This window comes from Deltaproteobacteria bacterium (genome assembly GCA_016219225.1).
Lineage (GTDB): Bacteria > Desulfobacterota > RBG-13-43-22 > RBG-13-43-22 > RBG-13-43-22 > RBG-13-43-22.
In genome coordinates this window covers 1-21,301 of sequence record JACRBX010000265.1, presented here as the reverse complement: position 1 = coordinate 21,301, position 21,301 = coordinate 1, and the positions used below count along the sequence as shown (strand labels likewise).

The window sequence follows — 21,301 nt, the reverse complement described above, 5'->3', positions numbered from 1 at the left end:
GCCCCAAACAGGCCGGGTTCGTCACGGGACCAACCTCCAGATCGCCTATTTTGATCAACTCCGCATACAGCTCGATGAAGAAAAAACGGTCCTGGAAAATGTCGGCGAAGGCAATGACTTTATTGAACTGAACGGGCAGCGGCGGCACATCATAGGCTATCTTCAGGATTTTCTCTTTTCACCGGAAAAAAGCCGGACCCCGGTAAAAGTTCTTTCCGGGGGAGAAAAAAACCGCCTCCTGCTGGCCAAGCTTTTTACCCGGCCGGCCAATGTCCTGGTGCTGGACGAACCCACCAACGATCTGGATATGGAAACCCTGGAGCTGTTGGAGGAGCTACTTTTCGATTATCAGGGGACCCTTTTGCTGGTCAGCCATGACCGGACCTTTTTAAACAATGTGGTGACCAGTACCCTGGCCTTTGAAGAAAACGGCAAGGTCATCCAATACGCCGGAGGTTATGACGATTGGCTGATTCAAAGAGCCCAACCGGCGGAAGGTCCCCGGACCAAGAAAAAAGACAACGGAAGAAATGTTGCAAAGCCCAAAACCCGGGACTTTCAGAAACTGGGTTTTAAGGAAAAAAGGGAGTTGGAAGAACTGCCCGAACGGATCAACGCCCTGGAAACGGAGCGGCAAGGGCTCTATGAAGCCTTGTCCGATCCCCTGTTTTACAAAAAAGAAAAGGAGGCGATGGAGCGGATTAAGACCAGACTGGGCGAGGTGGAACAGGCCATCGAGACCGCCTATCAGCGGTGGGAAGATCTCGACGGACGGAGCTGAACCGATTTGCATTTTCACATATCCTTTTTGAACAGACTTTAACAGCATTCGGGTCTCAATTTGCCTCGGGCCACCTCTTTACGCCGTGCACCCCGCGTCAACCGTGACAAAACTTTTTTCTCCGGTTTTGTCCTTACCTGTCAGTCTGGGCCGTTGCCAGAAACCAAGGGTTTTCTTTGTTATCACTTTTCAATTGACATTACCCTAAGAAATTGATTTCATAAATTAAAGGATTCAAATGTCGGCCGGTATTTTCCTGTGCCCCGGCTTCCCGCGCACGGTGATATACCCTCCAAGCCAGTGCGGCAGGAGGCTCTGCGGTGCCACACCCCGGCGATTCGTTTGAGGCATAGCATCCCCCCCCCCTTAATTGGATCTTATGCCTCATATTGGCCTAACGTTTATGGTGTATTAAGACGTTTTTTTGAGGCATAGCATCCGAGAATCCATGAAATAGGGATGATATTTTTGAGGCATAATACTATGTTATGCTTTGAGGAAAACCATGACAAATCCCAAACTATTTATCTCCTATAGTTGGACAAATCCGGACCATGAATCATGGGTTCTCAATTTAGCAACAGAATTAAGAGAATCTGGAGTAGATGTTATTCTCGATAAATGGGATCTAAGAGAGGGCCATGATGCAAATGCTTTTATGGAAAAAATGGTAAGTGATCAGGAAATTAAGAAGGTGGCCTTGATCTGTGATAAGGCCTATGCTGAAAAAGCCGATGGTCGCAGTGGCGGGGTTGGCACAGAGACACAAATTATTTCAAGTGAGGTGTATGCAAAGCAGGATCAGAACAAATTTGTAGCCGTCTTGAAAGAACGGGATGAAACTGGAAAACCTTATCTTCCGACCTATTATCGTTCAAGGATATTTATTGATCTGAGCGATTCCGAAAGCTACGTTTCAAATTTCGAACGGCTGCTAAGGTGGATTTTTGACAAGCCCCTTTTCATTAAGCCCGAAATAGGTACTTTGCCCACATTTTTAAAAGATGACGAAAATTCAGCTCCTCTAGGAACATCCGTCGTATTTAAAAGGACAATTGATGCCATAAGGAACGATAAAAAGTATTCAGAGGCTTCTCTGAAAGAATACTTATCGACTTTGTCTTCAGGAATGGAGAAATTGAGAATAAAAGACGAGGACGGGCTGTTCGACGATGAAGTAATGGTATCCATTACTTCATTTCTCCCGTTCCGGAATGAGGCTATAGAACTGTTTTTAACGATTGCAAATTATAGGGATAACAACGAAATCCGCGTATCCATCCATAGATTTTTCGAGTCTTTAATCCCGTATCTAATGCCTGCCAAAGGAATATCAAGCTACACCGAGTGGGATTTCGATAATTTCAAATTTATTATTCATGAACTATTTCTTTACGCTATAGCATCCTTCATAAGATATGAACGATTTGAATCTGCATCCTACTTGATGCAGAATGAGTACTATATTCGGGGGAATTCAGAGTATGACCGAGATGCTATGGTGCCGTTCAATATTTTTAGAGACCATTTGCAATCCCTGAGGCACAGAAACGATCGATTGAAGCTAAACAGGTTGTCATTAAGAGCTGACTTGTTGAGTGAGCGCTGTAAAGGAGTTGGAGTTGATTTTAGGCACCTTATGCAAGTGGACTTCATCCTCTTTATCCGTGACTATTTAGATCATCCTGACATAATATTTCCTTGGTTTCCTGAAACCCTTGTATACATTGGGCGCCACGGCAGTACAGCATTCGAGGTCTTTGCTCGATCCAAATCAGCCGCGTATTTCGAAAAAGCAAAAGTATTACTAGGTATAAATAGCAAAGAAGATCTCCTTCCGTTACTTGAAGCTTTTCAAAAAGATAACCGTCTATTACCGAGATGGGAATTTAACTCTTTTAACCCTACCGGCTTATTGGGTTTTAATGAGATAGCGACTAAACCCTAGCATAACAAAGCTCTTTCAGCGGATCGCAAAAACCCGCGCCCGCTGAAGAGCCCCGTTAGGCATATAAAAAAATGGATGCAAATACCAAATCACTACTATTCAATGTAATTGGCGGCATAATTGTTTCTGTTCTAACAGCGATTTATGTCGATGCTCGTCACCGATTTCGTTCATATCATCTCCAGCGCCTTCTTGGTTTTCAATTCAAGACTGATACGGAAATCAGAATGGCATACGGCCAGCTCCTGCTGCCATCCTTAACAGATCAATTTGGACGGCCAATAACCCATCCCTATATTAAACCGCCTCGACGAGGCGGCGCCCCATTAGTTGAATCATACTCTATTGAACACCCTATAAGCGAGTGTGAGGTTCGTGCATCGACTTACATTGCGGCTTTGTTGGGCCTTCCAGGAAAACTCCGTCCACTGCTGGTTTCGGACACCGAAGCAAGTTCTTTACTCGATAGCAATTTCATTTCCTTTGGTGGCCCTGGTTCAAATTACAAGACTGCAGATGCCTTAACATCTGAAGCAAATATATTTATTCGAATGTCTCCCAATGGTTTTTCATTACCCATCGATGTAAATCTTCCCTTTACATGCTCAAACGAAGCTGATCATGGCTTTATTTTAAGAATTACTCCTCCTGAGTTTCCCGCCCGATCTTGGATTGTCTGTGCCGGTCTGGGTGAATGGGGCACGAGTGGATCATCTTGGTTTTTGGCAAACAAGTGGCAAGAATTAATTGAAAGAATTTATCCTATGGCATATTGGTCAGGTGTTATGCACATTCCTGATTTCATGGCGATGATTCGAGTTCGGCCCGGGCAAGATCAGTCTGCGCGTATGGTTGCACTTTATAGAAATGACAAGGGGCAAATAAAAACCGTAACACAAGCCTAACAAATTCATCCAGCCGAACGGGAATAGACGCGGTGAATTTTTCATTCCGGCCTTTGTGGCCCGGCGGCTGATGACCGGCGTTATGTCAAAAGGAATAAAGAATGAATGAGGTAATTCCCATCTTATCGCTAGTCGTGGCCGCCCTTGCGGTTTTCGTGGGGCCAATCATTTCATACCTCGTGGCAAAACGACAGATTGCCAGTGCGCTCGTAACGTCCCATAAACAAATCATTGCCCCCATGCGGCAAGCGTGGATCAACAACCTACGTGACGTGCTTGCGGAACTTACAAGTCGTGCACAGCATTACTACTGTGCTGGGTTTGAAGAACGAGAGGATTCTGAATATCAGCATCTTTCGTTATTGGAGCATAGGATTCAGCTCATGCTGAATCCTATGGAAGACGATCATAATGAACTTGAGCGTCTTATCCGAAAGATGATCACCTCACTTGAACGTGGTAAAGAAGGTGACGAGGATTTTTGTAAGTCGCACACGGAGATCATGGCAGTCTCACGTAGAATCCTGAAGCGAGAGTGGAACGTAACCAAAGAAAAGATAGATGCGACACAACAAGCACACGCAGATGACGTCGCTTCGCGCCGCTCTTGAGGTGCACCTTTATGGCTGAACAATGACCAAGAAAACAAAAAGTCTGGAATCAATTGAGTCTAGGCTTAGTGCCACGGGTCAAACCTTGATTTGTGATTAAGGCATGGCAGCGCTTTGCAAGTTATCGCTCTCACATCGAGCTGATTTGTCCGGCCATTAGCAGAGACGTCAAAGTTATTGGGGACAGGATTGCCGTGGATCGTGCGAGGAGGGGGTCAAAATAAAAAACTTTAATCACAAATCAAGGTTTGACCCGCGCAGTCATTATTTGGGGGCAAAAAAAGAGGATATATACCTTGAAAAACCTATTCCTGGGTCGTAATTACTGATTAATCAAAGAGGTATCATGGCACGACCTAATGTCGTTAATGCCGTATCCAATCGGTTTTATCAAGGAGGTCTTATCATGATGACCGATACCGAAATTAAATCTAAAGGGCTTAAAATTCTTGCAAAACATCTTGGGAATATTGAGGCAGAAAAATTCATCGCGCTTATTCAGAGAGAACCCTTCGACTACACAAAATGGCACCAGGGTTTAGATGAAGAATTGACTATTGAGGAAATCTGCCATAAAGCAATGGCGTCGAGAATTAAAGACACCGAACCATGAGTTGAACCAGACGGGAGAAGCTGCCGGTTGGCGTTAAGCGCTTTGAGTTCGTGGAAGAAGGCTCGACTCGCTGGTTAGCTCTTAGTTCGGCATCAAAAGTAAGGGGATATCGAGTCATGAAGTTCACCCCAGCAGGAGAGATTATTGGCAAGGCACATCGAGTGCGCACGGTGATGATTGTCGATAGTCCACAACTGCCAGATGGCGAATATCGTTTTATCGACATGTATTGTACTGATCCGTCCTGCGATTGTCGCAAAACAATGATACAAGTGTTTCACAACGGGGCGTTCGTTTCCACCATCAACTACGGGTGGGAGCCACCCTCTTTCTACGAGAAATGGATGGGGGGCAAATGGGACGATGAGATCATGCTTCAGATGCATGGAGCTTCAATTGACATCACCAGTCCTAATCGGGTCTCACCCAAAGGTATTCTTGGCCTTTTCAGCGCATTGCTTGACGAGAAATGGATTGGGATCATCAAGAAACATTATAGGGCTGTGAAGGCGAAGTTGGACGAGGATCAGCGAAAGAAGGGCAAAAGCCGAACTCGTAAATTCAGCGGACCCAAAAAACAGGGCCGCTGATTAACCCGTTTGGCTGAAGGAATAGAAAGGGGACGTCCCCTTTATGCAGAAGGGCTCGTCAGAAACAAATGCCTGACCGAAGGGGAGGGAAAATGAAAATTATAGCCATCGACAGCACCTACCGACCTGAGGGGACGACCACCGAACTCGGTGGTGCCAGCGGGATGATCATGAAAAAGTAGGAAAAGCAGATGAAGACCTTTTTGCGTTTGATAACAATGGGGTCCGTTTTTTTCCTGCTGATCTCCATGGGCTGGTGGGGGGAAAGGATTTGGCCGGGGATCGAGACGGCCCATGGGGGACAAAATTCAATTGAAGTGTTGGGATCCTGGATGGTAAAAGGAAAGTCCGCGATGCAATACGTTATAACATTTTACCCTGACGATACTTTCAGCATGACTTACTTCGGGAAAAAATATAAAGGCACTTATACCATAACAGACATTACGGTGATACTCGTTTCGGCCGAAGGAACCAAGCTCGTATTCAAATTTATTAAAGGGACGGAAATGAAAAAGGACCGTTTGGAGGAAAAACAGGGTCTTATCTGGGAACGAGTCTGATTAATTTGCAATCAAAAAATGGGACGTTGTTCATGTCATTCAGAAATTTTTTCGAATCGTAATCCGGCAGTTTGATTCTATGTTGCATAATCGAGCGGTCTGAGATCCGCCAAGTTAAGGTGCGGGGGAGGTCATGGTTGCTGATTGAATCTTGGAACCCGCATAAAAGGTGTTTTCTGAACATGTTGTAGCTGGACAGGCGTCGGATATTGTTTTTATTTCAATGCCTTCTATGGAATGCTTGAATTAAGAACCAGTATATTATAGAATATGGCAACACAACAATTTCAGGAGGTGATCCATAATGGCTACTTCTGTGGACGAACTGACAACAAAGGCTATGGCTTTACCTGGTGAAGCAAGGGCCCTACTGGCTGAAAGACTTGTTGAAAGTCTTGATGAGGAGTCAGTCAGTGGAATCTGGCTGACCGAAGCAAAAAAGCGCCGTGATGAGGTGCGAAGTGGTCAAGTTAAACCAATACCTGGTGTTGATGTAATGGAAGAAGTTCGAAAGCTTATTGATGATAAATGAGATACTCATTCCATCCAGAAGCACGAGCTGAATTCAAGGAAGCGACGATTTACTATTTTGAAAAAAGCCCCTCATTGGGAGCGGCGTTTTATTCCGAGGTAGAAAGCGCGATCGAAAAGATAGTCGAGAACCCGGAGTTATATCGCGTGATTGATGAAGATGTACGACGTTGCTTGACCAAGCGTTTCCCATACGCTGTTCTTTATACCATAGAAGACAATTATATTTTAATACTGGCCGTTATGCATTGTAGCCGGGAACCCTCCTACTGGAAACATAGGCTCCCGTAGCAATTCAACAAATGCTAATTGGGGTCAGGGGAAGTAGGATTATTTGTCAAGATGCCACGGGTCAAACCTTGATTTGTGATTAAGGCGTGGCGGCGCTTTGCAAGTTATCGCTCTCACATCGAGCTGATTTGTCCGGCCATTAGCAGAGACGTCAAAGTTATTGGGGACAGGATTGCCGTGGATCGTGCGATGAGGGGGTCAATATAAAAAACTTTAATCACAAATCAAGGTTTGACCCGTGCAGTCAATTTGTTTCATCTGCGGTATCTGAAAAAATTTCTGCGATCATGACAGAAGATTATTTAAAAAGTAAAGCCAAAAGAGCGAAAAAGTCTGATCTTAGAAAAATATTAGATGATGTCCCAAAGCGCAAACCGATTCTTGGTGATGAATTGTAAATACAGACCGATAAGTCAGTGCAGCAGACCGGCAAAAAACCGCGTGCTCGTTGCTGACTTCCACGTTGAATGCAAGATATAAACAGATTATGATAAAACTGTAATGGCTAAACGGGGTCGGACCTAATGCCGTTAACTTAAGGAAATAATATATTAATTACAATATGTTGTATCGTATTGCCTCTTAACATTTTGGAATGGGTTTTGAGTGAGATCAGGCTCAATTCCGCTATTTATAAGGGAAATTCCAAGCGGCCCACAACGCTTACGAAACCCGGGGTTCAGAAAAATGGTAACAAAACCGGTTCCAGCTTTTGCTGGAATTATTCCAAGAGGTCGAATTTATTTTAAAAAACTCTTAAGTTAACAGCATTGGGTCCGACCTCAAATTGAACACAAGGAAGCGAAACGGCTGGGAGTACCCCGCCAGTCTATCATCAAGCTTTGGGTGGCTGAGCGTTTGAAGAAAGCATCTTAATACTGATGATTCCAACAAATCTTTTCACCGGACGCGGCGGACTGCGGTGCCGTTTACATCCCTCATGTCCGCACGGCCTTCATTATTGGGTATTGTCCGGCTTGGCCGCACCGGTGAATTTGAGCGTTAGCTGAAGGAATAGAAATGGGACGTCCCCTTTATGCAGAAGGGCTCGTCAGAAACAAAAGCCGGACCGAAGGGGAGGGAAAATGAAAATTATAGCCATCAACAGCACCTACCGACCTGAGGGGACGACCACCGAGCTCGTTCGGGCCTTTATGGAAGGCGTCAAATCCGGCGGCGGGGAGCCGGATATGATCATGCTCCGTGACCAAAACATAGGGTACTGCATCAACTGCCTTAAATGTTATAGCTTTAAAGGCAGCGGAGCCGCCCCTTGCAGTCTGAAAGACGATATGGATGAGATCATCAACCGGATCATTGGCGCGGACGGAATCCTTTTCGCCTCTCCGGTGCATAACGGGTTTGTGACGGGTCTGATGACGACCTTCTGGGAGCGTTTGTCCTGGCGTACGGCCCGGCCCGGCGAGCCTATGATCCAGTGTATGAGCATCAACTCCCGTATCAACAACAAAATCCGGGCACTGGGCGCAATCGTAAGCGCCGGTGGCATGCCCGAACGGTTAAGAAAATATTGCGATGACGGGACCCCTTGGCTGAAAAGTAATGCCCCTTTGATGCTTCACGGACAATGGATAGGAGACCTGTATGCCGGCGCGGATCTCGAACATTTTCCGGAAGGTCAGCAGGATTGGGAGCGGCTCTACTTTCTTAGGCGATTAAGCACCAGGCAAAGACAACAAGCCAATGCCCTGGGTGTAAAAATGGTCCAGCTCCTCCAATCCGGTCGACTGCACCCCTTTACTATGGACAAGGCATTCAATCCTGTGGTTCGATGGATTATGGGGCTCATTTTCACTCTAAGCCCCTCCTATCGAATTTCCAAATAGTCTCCATATAACATGGGGAGAGCAAAGAAATATGATTTATGAGTATGGGAAGGGGGGCTAAGCATTTCCCTCGAACCCTTGAATCCCGGACTCCTTGAATCCTTCGATCATCGATCACTCTATTAGAGAGGACCCTTAATTTTACATCGCCTTCTTAAGGCCGCCTCGTCATCAGGGGCAAGCTCCGGAGAATTTGAATTGATCAGCCGGTACATGACGGCTTCTTCGGTTTGGCTGTGAGGCAGACCCAGGGCATGGCCGAATTCATGGGCCAGAACACGGACCAGCCGGGAGTCATCATCAAATTGATAAATCGTAATCGACTGCTTCCCTTTATGGATTTCATATAATCCTTCACAGAACTCGCGGCCTAAGGTGTTTCCGGCATTTTGGCGGTCTACTAATTCCAGGTTATATTTAGAGGCGATTTCATTGATGACCACAACCAGGCTGTTGATGGTATAGGCCAGGTTTTTCATTTCTTCCCGGCGTCTTTGCAGATTATCGCGCAGACTGTTTAATTCGTCTTTTTCTTTCACCAGCCGCCCCTGGAACCTTTCAGGAACTTCGCCGCGACGGTTCCATGATTCCCCTTCCGCATTAAAGGCGTTGAGCCGCGTATTGAAAACAGTTAAATCACCGCTCAAGGTGGTATTTTTTTGTTGGTATTCCATTTTTAAATTATTTAAGCGTGCATTCAATTCTTCATAGGAATGCTTCGAGCCATCGATTTTAATATTGAGCTTTTTTAACCGGTCGGTGGCTTCCTGTCTATAGTCATAAACGAGGTTAATTTCGATCAGGCCTCGAGGATCCTCCTGAAAAAGATGGCGGGAAAGAGGTTTCCCCCACATGGCGGCCGCCCTGTTCACCGCGCTTCCAAATTCCTGATGGGTTAAGCCGAATCGTTCATCGACATTCCCGATACGGTAGGTTATCGGTTGCCGGCAAGGCTTTGGCTGTCGAAAATAAATTACAGCCAGGACAATCAAGATGGCCAGAAAAACACAAAACCGCCAGCTTATTGTTTTTGATGCGGTTGGCATCCCCTCAGCCCTCCTATGGCCTGTTCCATGGCGCCGAGTAATTCCCCCAGGGTCTCTTCTTTCAGGGCGCAAACCGGGATGGCCTGATAGCGGGCGCACTGGGTGCGGGCATATTCCTCGGAAATGAGATCCACTTTGTTGAAGACCCGGATGGTCGGGATATGGGAAAGCTTAAGCTCGGTCAGCAAATCTTCCACCACCCCCATCTGCTTTTCAAATTGGGCGTTGCTGACATCGACCACATGCAATAAAAGATCGGCCTCTTCCAACTCTTCCAGGGTGGCCCGAAAGGCCGTCAGCAGATCCTTGGGCAGGTTGTTGATAAAACCCACCGTGTCCGTAATAATGACTTCCTGGTCCCGGGGCAGTCTAAGCCGGCGGCTGGTCGGATCCAGGGTGGCAAAATAGCGGTCTTCGGCCGCCAGCCGGCTGTGGGTCAGGGTGTTCAAAAGAGAGGATTTTCCGGCGTTGGTATAGCCGACAATGGAGATGACCGGTAATTCCCGGCGATTTCTTTTTCCCCGCCTTTGCTTGCGCTGGCTCCGGATGGCCTCCAATTCTTTTTGAAGGCGATGGATTTTTTCCCGGACCCGGCGTCTATCGATCTCCAGTCTGGTTTCTCCCGGCCCCCGGCCTCCGATGCCCCCGGTCAACCGGGACAGGGCATCATCGCGTCCAACGAGACGGGGCAGGATATATTTCAACTGGGCCATCTCTACCTGAAGCTTGCCTTCCCGGGTCCGGGCCCGCTGGGCAAAGATATCCAGGATTAACTGGGTGCGGTCGATGACCTTCAACTCGGTAAAATCGGTCAAAGACCGGACCTGGGAAGGATTCAGGTCCTGATCGAAAACAAGCAGGTTAGCCCCGAGTTGCAAGGCCCGGATGGACAAACTGCTTAAGCGGTCCTTGCCCATAAGAAACTTGGGTCTGATCTCTTTTCTGGATTGAATCACGGATTCCAGGACCCTAAGACCGGCCGAGCGGGCCAATTCTTCTAATTCTCTCAGGGACTCCTGGGCCACGGCCCTGGGTTGGGTGGTCACACTGACCAAAATGGTTTGTTCCTCATGGGATTTGATCTTTTTGGAGGCGATTTTTTTACCCCATTCCTCTTCCAGAGAACGGACCAATCCCTGGACATCCACCCGGGATTGTCCCACCTGTTCCGGCTCCAGGATCATCCATTGCTGCCCCTCCGGATTATCCGGCCGCAGGTGGGCCGAATAGAGGACATGGGCCTGTCCATGAACATTAATTCCGATGGCGGTGACCAGGTCCAGGCGAAGTAAGGCCAGGTCCATTTTGTCTTCTTCGCTGATCGGCTCCCCTTTTAAATGGGTATGGAGCAGACGAAGGCCTTTAAGCCGGCCGGCGCCGGTCCGAAACTGGTTGAGTGGAGGGATAAAGATGGATTGATCGTTGCCCAGTATAACGGCCTCAATCCCGCCCTTACGATTGATCAGAAGACCTATTTGACGATTGAGATCAATGGAGAGTTGGGCTAAAAAATGGGCCAGTTCAGGGGAAACAAGCTGGGAGGGATTTATCTGGCGGCGATAAAGGGATTCGAGCTTTTTTAACTGAAGGGCCTTGAGACCCGAAGTCTGTCCGAAAATGCGGCTAATTCTGTGTTTCTCCTATAAGGGTTCTTCGACCCCGGTGGCTAAATTTTCAAAACGGGTATAGGCATCCAAAAAGGTCAGAGAAACCGAGCCGGTGGGGCCGTTGCGGTGCTTTCGGAGCAAAATTTCGGCTATCCCTTTCTGTTTGGAATTTTCTTCGTACATTTCTTCCCGGAAGATAAAACAAATGACGTCGGCATCCTGCTCAATAGCCCCCGACTCCCGGAGATCGGCCAGGACCGGCTTTTTATCATCCCGGCCTTCCGGCCTCCGATTGAGCTGGGATAAGGCGATAACCGGAATATTCAATTCCTTAGCCAGGGCCTTTAAAGAACGGGAGATCTCGGATATTTCCTGCTCCCGCCGTTCGGAGCCTTCTCTGCCTTTCATTAACTGAAGATAATCAATGACGACCAACCCCAGTCTTCTTTCCGATTTTAACCGCCGGGCCTTAGCCCGCATCTGTAAGACGGTCATGGTCGGCGAATCATCAATAAAGATCGGGGCCTCGGATAAGGTCCCGGCGGCCGCGGTCAGCTTGGACCAGTCCCTTTCCCCAATAAAGCCGCTCCGGAGTTTATAGGAATCCACCCGGGCCTCACTGCACAGCAGTCGTATGGCTAATTGCTGCCGGGACATTTCCAAAGAAAAGATCACCACCGGGACTTCATGGTCTACTGCCGCATTACGGGCGATATTTAAGGCAAAGGCGGTTTTTCCCATGCTGGGGCGGCCGGCAATGATCACCAGATCCGAGTTTTGAAAGCCGGAGGTCAGCTTGTCCAATTGAGTAAAACCGGTGGGAACCCCGACCACTTTTTCTTTCCGGTCGTATAACTGCTCGATGGTTGCGAAGCTTTCCTTAATGACGTCACTCAGGGGATAGACCAGGGGGTTGATCTTGGCTTCCGAGATTTCAAAGATGGCTTTTTCGGCCTCATCCAGGAGATCTTCGGCATTGCCGGCAAACTGATAGCCTCTGCTGGCGATTTCGGTAGCCTGATTGATCAGACGGCGCAGGATGGATTTTTCCCGGATGATCCGGGCGTAGACGTCGACATGAATAGCCGAGGGGATGGCATCGGTCAGGGAAGTCAGATAGCTGGCTCCCCCGATATCTTCCAGGTGGCCTTTGTTTTGTAGAATTTCGGTCAGGGTGATCAGATCTACCGGAGTACTCTTTTGGTAGAGATCCAACATGGCGTTAAAGATCTTGCGGTGGGACTCCCGGTAAAAATCCTCTCCGGTCATAACCTCCAGGACCCGGGAGAGGGCTTCCGGTTCCAAAAGGATACCCCCCAGAACCGACTGCTCGGCTTCAAGGTTCTGGGGAGGGATTTTCAGATGCGCTCCACTCGAGCCATTCATGTTTATGTTATTTGTCTTCTATTACACTTACCTTGAGGGTAGCCGTAACCACGGGATCGAGTTTAATAGGAATTTCAAAGTCTCCCAGGGTCCGGATCGGGTCCTTTAAAAGGATCTTTTTCCGGTCCAGGGTGATGTTTTGTTCGGCCAATTTTTCCATCAGATCTTTTGTGGAGACCGACCCGTAGATTTTCCCTTCTTCCACCACCTTGCGGGACAATTGCAGGGTCAAGGCCCCAAATTGTTCGGCCAATTTCTGGGCATCATCCAGATCTTTGGCCTTCCTTTTCAGGATGATCCGTTTCTGCTCTTCCAATTGTTTCTGGTGATGCGGGGTTGCCTCCAGGGCTTTCCCATGGGGAATCAAAAAATTTCGACCATAACCGCGGGCGACCTCGACCAGGTCGCCGGCTTTCCCCAGGGTGGATATATCTTCTTTTAGAATAACCTTCATAGTCTTAACCTCCTGAAAATAATAAGGACCCGATTAATGTTGAATGGAGGAGGCCAGATAGGGCAGCAAGGCAATCTGGCGGGCTCGTTTAATCGCCACCGTCAGCTCCCGCTGATGTTTGGCACAATTTCCGGTGATCCTCCGGGGAATTATTTTTCCCCTTTCCGAGGTAAAATGCTTCAACGTCTTGGAATCCTTATAATCAATGATCAAAGAACTATCGGCACAAAAGCGACAAACCTTGCGGCGGGGGAATATCCTTTTTTTCCTTCTCTGCTGAATCATGACCTATTCTCCTTCCTTTTCTGATTCGTTTTCTTCCACTGCCGCTTCCTGAGCAACGGCTGGTTCAGGTTCTTCGGAAGTGATCTGGGCCTCCTGAAGGAGCTGTTCTTTTTTCCGTTCTTCTTCCAGGGATTCGGGATTAAAAGGGTCTCTGGTTTTTACGGTTAGAAATTTTAAGATCTTGTCATCGATCTTGAGGTTCCGCTCAACCTCCCGAATAATGGTACCGGGACCGTAAAAATCAACCAGGATATACGTCCCTTTGGATTGTTTGTTGATTTCATAGCCTAAACGCCGTTTGCCCCAGTCCTCGGTTTTAATGATGGTTCCTTCTTGGGCAGTGATGATTTGAAGATAGCGATCGGTAACGGCCTTCACTTCTTCCTCGCTCAACTCGGGATGAACGATAAAAATCAGGTCATATCTCCTCATAGTTCCTCCTTATGGATAATAAAGCCCCCTAATGGGAGCAAGGGGAAATTATTATAATTACATCTCTTCCTTTATTTTGTCAAATAAAATATTAAACCGCCATGCCCCGCCTTTTGGGGCATGACACCACGAATCATGAAAATAGCACAGTTGATGATTGAACTCGAACTCTATTTTCGAACTAAACAGGTTTTATTCGGCTCCAAGGGTTCCCAGGATGGACCGCTTGACCAGGGTCTTGGCGATTTCGATCTTATAGGCATTCATACTGAGGGGCCGGGCGTCCATAAGGGCCTGCTCCGCCGCCTCGCCGGCCGTCTCCCGGTTAAGGGGCCGGCCTTTCAAATACGCTTCGGCCTTATAGGCCCTCACCGGGCCTGGGGCCAGGGCCCCCAGGGCGATACGGGCCTCCTGGCAGCGGCCGGCTTTGCTATCGATAACTGCGGCGACGCTGACTATGGCAAAATCGATGGGTTTCCTCAGGGTGAACTTGAGGAAGCTTTGTCTGGCACCGGCAGGGGGGGGAGGGACTTCGATGGACCGGATCATCTCGTCTTTCTTAAGGGTCTTGGCCAAGGGACTGAAGAAGTCCGTTATGGCCACCTTTCTTTCCCCATCCGGTCCCACAACGTCCAGGCAGCCATCCAGGGCAGCCAGGGCCACAGCCGTATCCGAAGGGCCGACCGCAAAACATTTTTTCCCCCCCAGGATGGCGTGATAGCGGTTATCTCCTTTCACCGCCAGGCAGGGACCCCGGCCTTTTCGGGCGCATTGGACAGGCCCCCCGATATGGCGCGGATAGCGGTAATACCAGCACCGGACGTCCTGACAGAGGTTTCCGCCGAGGGTGGCCATGTTGCGAATCTGAGGACTGGCTACGGTATGGGCCGCTTCTGCCAGGACTTTGTACCTTTCTTGGAGCACAGAGGACTCGACCATCCGGGAAAGTTTGATGCCGGCGCCGATTTTCAGCCCCTGGTCGTCGGCTTCAATCGACTCGAAACCCGAAATGGTTTTGATATTGATAAGGGCTTCGGGGTAGTCCGACAGACCCTCTCCTTTGAGGGTTGAAAGGAGGTCCGTACCGCCGGCCTGGAGTACGGCCTTACCATCAAACTGCCTGAGCAGCCGGCAGGCTTCTTCGACCGTGCGGGCGTTGATATGGATAAAGGATTTCATGCCGCACCTCCCTTCCTTTTTCTTGCCGGTACCTTACCCAGGGCCTGGAGCACCTTCTCCGGGGTCACCGGATACTGGTGCAGCCAGAGGCCGAGGGCGTTTGATACGGCCATGAGGACGGCCGATGGTCCGGGGGAGGTGGCCACCTCCCCGACGCCAACGGCCTGAAAACGGTGGCTGGGGAAGGGGGTTTCCAGAGTGATATTGCCGATCGGCGGAAGCTCCGGAAAGGTGCGCCACTTGTAATCGATCAGGTTGGTATTGAGGATATGTCCGGTGGAACGGTCCAGGATCGTCTCCTCGAAGACGGCGCTGTCGATACCGCCTGAACCGAGGCAACCGTTAAGCTGACCCTCGAGACCGGGGGGATCGATGATCCGGCCGACATCGGTGGTATTGACAATGCTGATCAGATCGACTTTTCCCGTTTCCGTGTCCACCTCCACTTCGATAAAGGTCATCATACAGTTACTGAGGGTGTAATCTGGCTCGAAACGTCCAAAGCCCGTAATAGTCCGATCCACCGACATGGCCCTCCAGGGCAGCTTCTTTTCGGGGCGCGATTTCCAAAAGACGATCCCATCCCGGGTCTCCAGGTCTTCCGGTTTCGCCTCCAGCCTGGGGGCCAGAAGTTCGAAGAGTTTATTCCGGGCATCTTCGGCGGCCCGGATGACGGCCGCCCCTATGGCGTAAGTCCCCCTGGAACCGGCCGGCCCGAACTCATAAGGGTTGACCAGAGAATCCGATGGCCCGATGGAGACGTTTTCCAGGGGCAACTGCAGGACCTCGGCAACCATCTTGATCAGATTGCTTCTCTGTCCTGTACCGTGCTCGGTGACACAGGAGAAGAGTATGGCCGTCCCGTCGGGGTGGAGACGCACATAGGCCTCCGAAGCATCCTCGCCGATATCGGCATTGCCATGGACACCAACGCCCACGCCCCTCCTTTTGGGCCCATCTACTGCACTGGGGTTGAGCCAACCCTTCCATTTTTCCTTCCAGCCGAACAAGGCGGCTCCTTTATCCATGGCCGGAGAATAGTCCACACCCCGATAGGTATACCAGTCGCCGTCCCGCCAAAAATAGCCGTCTCCCGGTTTGACATAATTTTTCTTTAAAAATTCAAAGGGATCGATTTCCAGTTTCTCCATGGCCAGGCTTAAAAGGGGTATGAGGATGCATTTGAGTTCCTGCCCGCCAAAACCCCGGACGATTCCTGAAGCGTTCCGGTTGGTACAGACGATCACCGGCTTCAAATCCCAGTTTGGGCAGCGGACCATGATCTGGACCTCGCCGCAGCCGACCGCAACCTGGGCCTGGGTGGTCATGGAATAGTAACCCGTATCGACCAGCCAGGTGCCGGATACGGCCGTAACCGTCCCATCCTTTTTCATGCCTACCCGGGCCTGCATGCGTGAGGCCGGGCGCACGGTGAAGACCGCCAAATGCTCTTCCTTCGTCAGAATGAGCTTTACCGGCCGGCCGGTGGCCCTGCTCAAAAGGGCCGCGTAACACTGGACCTGCCAGGACATGAACTTCGAGCCGAAGCTCCCGCCGCAGGGGCCGCCGATACTTCTCACGTCCACCTGTCGGTTCATCACATGGAAAAGGGTGATCTTGTCCATATAAGAGGCCTGATTCGACACCCAGACCGTTACCTTATTCGGCTCCTCCCACAAGGCGATCACACCTGGGGGCTCCGGGGGCAGGGGATTGGGTATATTCTCATAGCCGAAGGTCCCTTCGGTAACGACATCGGCTTCTTTGAACCCCTCCTCCACATCCCCCATAACCAGGTCCTTCAAGCTCCGGGGACCGAAAAAGGGGGTGCCGGGGGTTACTCTATTTCCCGGGTATTCGGCATATAATTGGGGGGCCGTAGGCTTTAACGCCTGATCCATGTCAAAAACGGCCGGTAATACCTCGTATTCGACGTCGATCAGGGCCAGGGCCTCTTTGGCGATTTCTTCCGTGGTGGCGGCGACCAGGGCCACTGCATCCCCGACAAAGCGGACCTTCCGGTCCAGCAGGGGGGTGTTGCGGGGCGTGCCTCCCCGCCAGTCCGGGGCATCTTCCCATGAAAGGACGGCTTGGACTCCCTGAAGGGCCTGGGCCTTGCCCTTGTCCACTCTCTTAATCAGGGCATGGGGATAAGGACTGCGCAGCACCTTTCCGTAGAGCAGGTCCGGCATTTTGAGGTCGTTGAGATACCGTATGCTGCCCGTGACGATTTCGACGGCATCCCTCCTCGGGATGGCCTCCCCGATGTATCGGTATTTGGGGTCTATATTGTCCATCAAGTCGCCTTTCCAGCGGCCGCCAGGACCGCCTTTATTACCTGGTAGTGGCTGATACAGCGACAAAAATTTCCGGAAAGGGCCTCTTTTACCTCTTCTTCCGTGGGAGAAGGATTCTCGTTCAGAAGGGCCTTGGCGCTCATGATCATCCCCGGTGTGCAAAATCCGCACTGAAAAGCAGTATGATCGATGAAGGCCTGTTGCAGCGGGTCGAGTTTTCCTGTTTTCGGATCGCTCAGACCCTCAATGGTAGTGATATTACTGCCGTCGCATTCGATCGTCAGGGTCATGCAGGCCAGGACCGCCTGGCCGTCTATGAGCACGGTGCAACCTCCGCAGGCCCCGTTATCACAGGAAACCTTGGTCCCCATGAGTCCCAGGGTCTCCCGGAGCGTCTGGGTTAGGGTTTGGGCCGGGTCGATCTTGTCGGACCCCTTCCCGATTTCGAGTTCGTAGTCCCGGCCATTCACCATTATATGAATACAGCCTTTCCCCGGTGACCCGGAAAGCCCCGACTCTTTTCCTGTTGTCGCCATGTTATCTCCAGTTCTTTGCCTATATTCTGTTTTGATTGCCTGGTAGTTTATTGCATTTTTGCCTGTTTCTGTCAATAGCCTATGGGGCCTTGGGCCGGTTGCGTTAATACGAAAATAAAGTTCGGAGTTAAGAGTTCGGAGTTCGGAGTTCAGAGAAAACCATTTTTATGCTTCGTGGCGCCACTTGGGGCATGAAGGTTTGGTTATTTTAAAAATTTGATCTGCTGAACAAATCTGTGATAATATCCGGCCAACGCATTTTGGAGATTTTTAAGGTTATGGTCAGGAGGTTTGTTTAATGAAGTGGTTTAATGGGATAGTCGGGATGTTGTTAATGGTAGTTGCAGGAAGTTGGGGTTGTGGGACCGTTCCGCCGGTCAAGGAACAACACAAACCCCCCCCAAAGGTCGCCCTGGTATTAGGGGGCGGGGCGGCCCGGGGATTTGCCCATGTAGGGGTCATCCGGATGTTGGAACAGGAAAAGATCCCCATTCACATGATCGTCGGAACCAGTGTGGGCAGCCTGATCGGCGCCCTTTATGCCTCCGATCCCAACAGCTTTAATTTGGAATGGCTGTCCTTTACCATAGAAAAGGATGACATCTTCGATTATTCGGTGATTTATTCCAAAATGGGACCGGTCCAGGGGGAAAGGCTGGAAAAATTCATCCAGACCAAGGTCAAAGCGAAAACCATCGAGCAGATGAAGATTCCCTTTTATGCCATTGCCACGGATCTGAATGCCGGAAAAACCTGGGTCTTTGAAAAGGGATCGGTGGCCAAGGCCGTTCGGGCCAGTTGCTCCATACCCGGCATTTTCCAGCCCCTGGAAATGAACGGCCGGATGTATGTCGACGGTGGGGTGACCAATACCCTGCCGGTAGACGTGGCCCGGGCCAGGGGGGCGGATATAATCATCGCCGTCAGTATTTCCAAAAACATCAACAACCCTCAGGCCAATTCTCTGATCGACGTTATCCTGCAATCCATCGACATCATGGGGCGTGAGCTGGTTACTTATAAGTCGAGAGGCTATGATGTCCTGCTTGAACCCCAGGTGGGGGATGTGGGCATGACCGATTTTACCCAAAAGAAACGTCTGATGGATGCCGGCATACAGGCCGCTAAACAGGCTATGCCGCGAATTAAAAAATTAATTGAAGAAAAATCGTAAGATAAACAGACCATGAAAAAAGGAAGTCATCTCTGGATCGGCTTGATGGGTCTGCTGATTTTTCAAGGCGCCCTGTTCCTTGAAATCGGACCGGTGGCCACCTATTTTTATTCCCTGATCTGGTGGTCCTATATCCTGACGATAGACGGCCTGGTCTATCGGTTGCGCGGGCAATCCCTGATCGTCAACCGTACCCGGGAATTTTTGTTTTTGATCCCCTGGTCGGTGGTCATCTGGCTGCTCTTCGAAGGATTTAATCTGGTTTTGAAAAACTGGGTTTATGAAGGGGTGCCGAAAGAAGTGGTTATACGTTGGCCGGGTTATTTTGTGGCCTTCGGCACGGTCCTGCCGGCGATCCTGGAAACCAGAGACCTCCTGTCGGCCTTGGGGATTTTTGAGAAAAGCCGAATGGCCCCTGTCCGGGTTCAATCCTCCTGGTACCGGCCATTAATCATCACAGGGGCCTTGTGCCTGATACTCCCCTTGACCCTGCCCCTTTTCTTCTTCCCCTTGGTCTGGATAGGGTTTATTTTTCTTTTAGAGCCCTTCAATCATCGTACGGGAAGACCCTCTTTTTTAAAAGACCTGGAACAGGGCAAGACCGGGAATCTTTTACAGTTCCTGCTGTCCGGTATGGTCTGCGGTTTGCTTTGGGAATTCTGGAATTTTTGGGCCGCGGCCAAATGGGTATACACCGTTCCCTGGGTGGGGGATATAAAGCTTTTTGAAATGCCGGTCCTGGGTTTCTTCGGTTTCCCGCCATTTGCCTTGGAATGTTTTGTCCTGGTCCATTTTTTAAGATTGCTGGATTCCCGGCCGGCCGGGAAAAAAAATTTTGCCTGGCAAGCCATCCCCTTTTGGCTGTTTTTTTGCGGGGTCATGTTCGCGGCCATAGATTTGTATACGGTCAAATCCTTCGCAGGATAAACACATAGAAAAAAGGTCCTAAAGGAACCATGGATAAAAAACTCCACTTCATCAGCCTGGGCTGTGCCAAAAACCAGGTGGATAGCGAAATGATGCTCCATCAATTGCATGCACGGGGTTTTTCCCTGACCCGGGAACCCAATGAGGCGGCAGTGATCCTCATTAATACCTGCAGCTTTATCGAGTCCGCTACCCAGGAGAGCATCGATACGATTTTAGAGGCCGCCCGTCTGAAGGAAGAAGGGGCCTGTCAGGTACTGGTGGTCACCGGCTGTTTTCCTCAAAGATATAAAAAAGAATTATTGGAGCAATTGCCGGAGGTGGATCTTTTCCTGGGCACAGAATCTTTTTTAGACGTGGCCGACCAGGTGTCCGCCCTTTTGACTGGCAAGGGAACCCCTAAAATGATCCTGGAACCCGATCCTGGACTTTGGACAGGACCACATGATCGTCTCTTGACTACCACACCGGGAACGGCCTTCTTGAAAATCGCCGAAGGGTGTTCCAATCGCTGTGCCTATTGCACGATTCCTTCTATTCGCGGACCTTTTCGCAGCCGGGATCCAAAGCTGCTGATTCGGGAAGCAAAAATTCTGGCCGGGCAGGGGGTCCGTGAACTGATCCTGATCGCCCAGGATACGACGGCCTACGGCTCCGATCTTACCCAACCGCATTCCATGATTTCTTTGGTCAAGGAATTATTAAAGATCGATTCGTTTCAGTGGCTGCGCCTGCTTTATCTGAGACCGGAAAGGATTACACCGGCTCTTTTGGGGTTGATGGCCGGGGAAGAGCGGATTTGCCCTTATCTGGACCTGCCGATACAACATTGCAGCGACCGGATTCTAAAGGGAATGAACCGGCCCTATGGACCAAAAGAACTCAAGCGTTTGATCCAGCAGATTCGCCGCACCCTCCCGCAGGCGGCCCTTCGGACCACCGTCATGGTAGGCTTTCCGGGCGAAAGGGAAGAGGATTTTCAAGAGCTGCTTCAGTTCGTTTCCGAGACGGCCTTTGATCACCTGGGGGTTTTCAACTATTCCCCGGAAGAAGGGACCCCGGCCGCCGGCTATGCGGACCAGGTCCCGGAAGAAATCGGCCAGGCCCGGCTGGATCTTGTTATGGAGAGGCAGAAGGAAATTTCCTTAAAAAAGAATCAGGAACGGATCGGCAGGGTGGAGCCGGTTTTGGTCAGCGGGGTCAGCCCGGAGAGCGATTTATTGATCCAGGGCCGGACCCGTTTTCAGGCACCGGAAGTCGACGGGGTGGTCTATATTACCATCGGGGAACCCAAACCG

The 21,301-nt window shown here is 50.0% G+C and carries 22 protein-coding genes; 13 read left to right on the top strand and 9 right to left on the bottom strand.

What is annotated here, in order from left to right:
* The 10 genes from HY879_21925 to HY879_21880 all read left to right on the top strand — a co-directional run.
* Positions 1 to 781 (top strand): ATP-binding cassette domain-containing protein (locus tag HY879_21925; GenBank protein ID MBI5606003.1); only part of this gene is annotated, 781 nt, incomplete at its 5' end.
* 505 nt (positions 782 to 1,286) lie between these two features.
* Positions 1,287 to 2,729 carry a TIR domain-containing protein gene (locus HY879_21920; GenBank protein MBI5606002.1) on the top strand — a complete coding sequence of 481 codons (1,443 nt, stop codon included), beginning with the start codon at positions 1,287 to 1,289 and terminating at the stop codon, positions 2,727 to 2,729.
* A gap of 71 nt (positions 2,730 to 2,800) precedes the next feature.
* Entirely contained in the window at positions 2,801 to 3,634 is an 834-nt protein-coding gene (locus HY879_21915; GenBank protein MBI5606001.1) for a hypothetical protein, read from the top strand.
* A gap of 101 nt (positions 3,635 to 3,735) precedes the next feature.
* The gene (locus HY879_21910; protein MBI5606000.1) at positions 3,736 to 4,245 is read left to right on the top strand and encodes a hypothetical protein; all 510 of its coding nucleotides are present in this window, start codon (positions 3,736 to 3,738) and stop codon (positions 4,243 to 4,245) included.
* Positions 4,246 to 4,651: 406 nt separating this feature from the next.
* Positions 4,652 to 4,858 carry a hypothetical protein gene (locus tag HY879_21905; GenBank protein MBI5605999.1) on the top strand — a complete coding sequence of 69 codons (207 nt, stop codon included), beginning with the start codon at positions 4,652 to 4,654 and terminating at the stop codon, positions 4,856 to 4,858.
* 116 nt (positions 4,859 to 4,974) lie between these two features.
* The gene (locus tag HY879_21900) at positions 4,975 to 5,448 is read left to right on the top strand and encodes a hypothetical protein (GenBank protein MBI5605998.1); all 474 of its coding nucleotides are present in this window, start codon (positions 4,975 to 4,977) and stop codon (positions 5,446 to 5,448) included.
* A 191-nt stretch (positions 5,449 to 5,639) separates the two neighbouring features.
* A complete protein-coding gene (locus HY879_21895) occupies positions 5,640 to 6,011 on the top strand; it encodes a hypothetical protein (GenBank protein MBI5605997.1) in 372 nt (123 codons plus the stop codon).
* A gap of 304 nt (positions 6,012 to 6,315) precedes the next feature.
* Complete coding sequence (locus HY879_21890) at positions 6,316 to 6,543, top strand: addiction module protein (GenBank protein MBI5605996.1); 228 nt, start codon at positions 6,316 to 6,318, stop codon at positions 6,541 to 6,543.
* Positions 6,540 to 6,833, top strand: coding sequence for a type II toxin-antitoxin system RelE/ParE family toxin (locus HY879_21885; protein MBI5605995.1), 294 nt, complete (start codon positions 6,540 to 6,542; stop codon positions 6,831 to 6,833). The genes HY879_21890 and HY879_21885 overlap by 4 nt, the downstream gene beginning before the upstream one ends.
* A gap of 1,085 nt (positions 6,834 to 7,918) precedes the next feature.
* Entirely contained in the window at positions 7,919 to 8,680 is a 762-nt protein-coding gene (locus HY879_21880; protein MBI5605994.1) for a flavodoxin family protein, read from the top strand.
* Between the two features lie 122 nt (positions 8,681 to 8,802).
* Here the strand turns inward: HY879_21880 and HY879_21875 are convergent, their stop codons facing one another.
* The 9 genes from HY879_21875 to HY879_21835 all read right to left on the bottom strand — a co-directional run bounded on the left by HY879_21875 (position 8,803) and on the right by HY879_21835 (position 17,902).
* Complete coding sequence (locus HY879_21875; GenBank protein ID MBI5605993.1) at positions 8,803 to 9,726, bottom strand: matrixin family metalloprotease; 924 nt, start codon at positions 9,724 to 9,726, stop codon at positions 8,803 to 8,805.
* Positions 9,702 to 11,354, bottom strand: coding sequence for a GTPase HflX (hflX, locus tag HY879_21870; protein MBI5605992.1), 1,653 nt, complete (start codon positions 11,352 to 11,354; stop codon positions 9,702 to 9,704). The genes HY879_21875 and hflX overlap by 25 nt, the downstream gene beginning before the upstream one ends.
* A gap of 12 nt (positions 11,355 to 11,366) precedes the next feature.
* Positions 11,367 to 12,719: a replicative DNA helicase gene (dnaB, locus tag HY879_21865; protein ID MBI5605991.1), complete on the bottom strand. Its 1,353-nt coding sequence runs from the start codon at positions 12,717 to 12,719 to the stop codon at positions 11,367 to 11,369.
* Positions 12,720 to 12,726: 7 nt separating this feature from the next.
* The gene (locus HY879_21860) at positions 12,727 to 13,173 is read right to left on the bottom strand and encodes a 50S ribosomal protein L9 (protein ID MBI5605990.1); all 447 of its coding nucleotides are present in this window, start codon (positions 13,171 to 13,173) and stop codon (positions 12,727 to 12,729) included.
* A 33-nt stretch (positions 13,174 to 13,206) separates the two neighbouring features.
* Positions 13,207 to 13,458 carry a 30S ribosomal protein S18 gene (locus HY879_21855; protein ID MBI5605989.1) on the bottom strand — a complete coding sequence of 84 codons (252 nt, stop codon included), beginning with the start codon at positions 13,456 to 13,458 and terminating at the stop codon, positions 13,207 to 13,209.
* 3 nt (positions 13,459 to 13,461) lie between these two features.
* Positions 13,462 to 13,890, bottom strand: coding sequence for a 30S ribosomal protein S6 (gene rpsF, locus HY879_21850; protein ID MBI5605988.1), 429 nt, complete (start codon positions 13,888 to 13,890; stop codon positions 13,462 to 13,464).
* A 192-nt stretch (positions 13,891 to 14,082) separates the two neighbouring features.
* Complete coding sequence (locus HY879_21845; GenBank protein MBI5605987.1) at positions 14,083 to 15,069, bottom strand: xanthine dehydrogenase family protein subunit M; 987 nt, start codon at positions 15,067 to 15,069, stop codon at positions 14,083 to 14,085.
* Positions 15,066 to 17,366 carry a xanthine dehydrogenase family protein molybdopterin-binding subunit gene (locus HY879_21840; protein ID MBI5605986.1) on the bottom strand — a complete coding sequence of 767 codons (2,301 nt, stop codon included), beginning with the start codon at positions 17,364 to 17,366 and terminating at the stop codon, positions 15,066 to 15,068. Before HY879_21840 ends, HY879_21845 begins: the two co-directional genes overlap by 4 nt.
* Entirely contained in the window at positions 17,366 to 17,902 is a 537-nt protein-coding gene (locus HY879_21835) for a (2Fe-2S)-binding protein (GenBank protein ID MBI5605985.1), read from the bottom strand. Before HY879_21835 ends, HY879_21840 begins: the two co-directional genes overlap by 1 nt.
* Positions 17,903 to 18,200: 298 nt before the next feature.
* Between HY879_21835 and HY879_21830 the strand changes: the two genes are divergently transcribed.
* The 3 genes from HY879_21830 to rimO all read left to right on the top strand — a co-directional run.
* Complete coding sequence (locus HY879_21830; protein ID MBI5605984.1) at positions 18,201 to 19,076, top strand: patatin-like phospholipase family protein; 876 nt, start codon at positions 18,201 to 18,203, stop codon at positions 19,074 to 19,076.
* A 12-nt stretch (positions 19,077 to 19,088) separates the two neighbouring features.
* On the top strand, positions 19,089 to 20,003 hold the full coding sequence (locus tag HY879_21825) for a hypothetical protein (GenBank protein MBI5605983.1): 915 nt from the start codon (positions 19,089 to 19,091) through the stop codon (positions 20,001 to 20,003).
* Positions 20,004 to 20,032: 29 nt separating this feature from the next.
* On the top strand, positions 20,033 to 21,301 hold a 1,269-nt coding region (rimO, locus tag HY879_21820), incomplete at its 3' end, for a 30S ribosomal protein S12 methylthiotransferase RimO (protein MBI5605982.1).

Excerpts from the sequence above, each read along its gene's own strand:
- HY879_21920 (MBI5606002.1), top strand. The coding sequence starts at position 1,287 with ATGACAAATCCCAAACTATTTATCTCCTATAGTTGGACAAATCCGGAC.
- HY879_21915 (MBI5606001.1), top strand. The coding sequence starts at position 2,801 with ATGGATGCAAATACCAAATCACTACTATTCAATGTAATTGGCGGCATA.
- HY879_21910 (MBI5606000.1), top strand. The coding sequence starts at position 3,736 with ATGAATGAGGTAATTCCCATCTTATCGCTAGTCGTGGCCGCCCTTGCG.
- HY879_21905 (MBI5605999.1), top strand. The coding sequence starts at position 4,652 with ATGATGACCGATACCGAAATTAAATCTAAAGGGCTTAAAATTCTTGCA.
- HY879_21900 (MBI5605998.1), top strand. The coding sequence starts at position 4,975 with ATGAAGTTCACCCCAGCAGGAGAGATTATTGGCAAGGCACATCGAGTG.
- HY879_21895 (MBI5605997.1), top strand. The coding sequence starts at position 5,640 with ATGAAGACCTTTTTGCGTTTGATAACAATGGGGTCCGTTTTTTTCCTG.
- HY879_21890 (MBI5605996.1), top strand. The coding sequence starts at position 6,316 with ATGGCTACTTCTGTGGACGAACTGACAACAAAGGCTATGGCTTTACCT.
- HY879_21885 (MBI5605995.1), top strand. The coding sequence starts at position 6,540 with ATGAGATACTCATTCCATCCAGAAGCACGAGCTGAATTCAAGGAAGCG.
- HY879_21880 (MBI5605994.1), top strand. The coding sequence starts at position 7,919 with ATGAAAATTATAGCCATCAACAGCACCTACCGACCTGAGGGGACGACC.
- HY879_21875 (MBI5605993.1), bottom strand. The coding sequence starts at position 9,726 with ATGCCAACCGCATCAAAAACAATAAGCTGGCGGTTTTGTGTTTTTCTG.
- dnaB (MBI5605991.1), bottom strand. The coding sequence starts at position 12,719 with ATGAATGGCTCGAGTGGAGCGCATCTGAAAATCCCTCCCCAGAACCTT.
- HY879_21860 (MBI5605990.1), bottom strand. The coding sequence starts at position 13,173 with ATGAAGGTTATTCTAAAAGAAGATATATCCACCCTGGGGAAAGCCGGC.
- HY879_21855 (MBI5605989.1), bottom strand. The coding sequence starts at position 13,458 with ATGATTCAGCAGAGAAGGAAAAAAAGGATATTCCCCCGCCGCAAGGTT.
- rpsF (MBI5605988.1), bottom strand. The coding sequence starts at position 13,890 with ATGAGGAGATATGACCTGATTTTTATCGTTCATCCCGAGTTGAGCGAG.
- HY879_21845 (MBI5605987.1), bottom strand. The coding sequence starts at position 15,069 with ATGAAATCCTTTATCCATATCAACGCCCGCACGGTCGAAGAAGCCTGC.
- HY879_21840 (MBI5605986.1), bottom strand. The coding sequence starts at position 17,366 with ATGGACAATATAGACCCCAAATACCGATACATCGGGGAGGCCATCCCG.
- HY879_21835 (MBI5605985.1), bottom strand. The coding sequence starts at position 17,902 with ATGGCGACAACAGGAAAAGAGTCGGGGCTTTCCGGGTCACCGGGGAAA.
- HY879_21830 (MBI5605984.1), top strand. The coding sequence starts at position 18,201 with ATGAAGTGGTTTAATGGGATAGTCGGGATGTTGTTAATGGTAGTTGCA.
- HY879_21825 (MBI5605983.1), top strand. The coding sequence starts at position 19,089 with ATGAAAAAAGGAAGTCATCTCTGGATCGGCTTGATGGGTCTGCTGATT.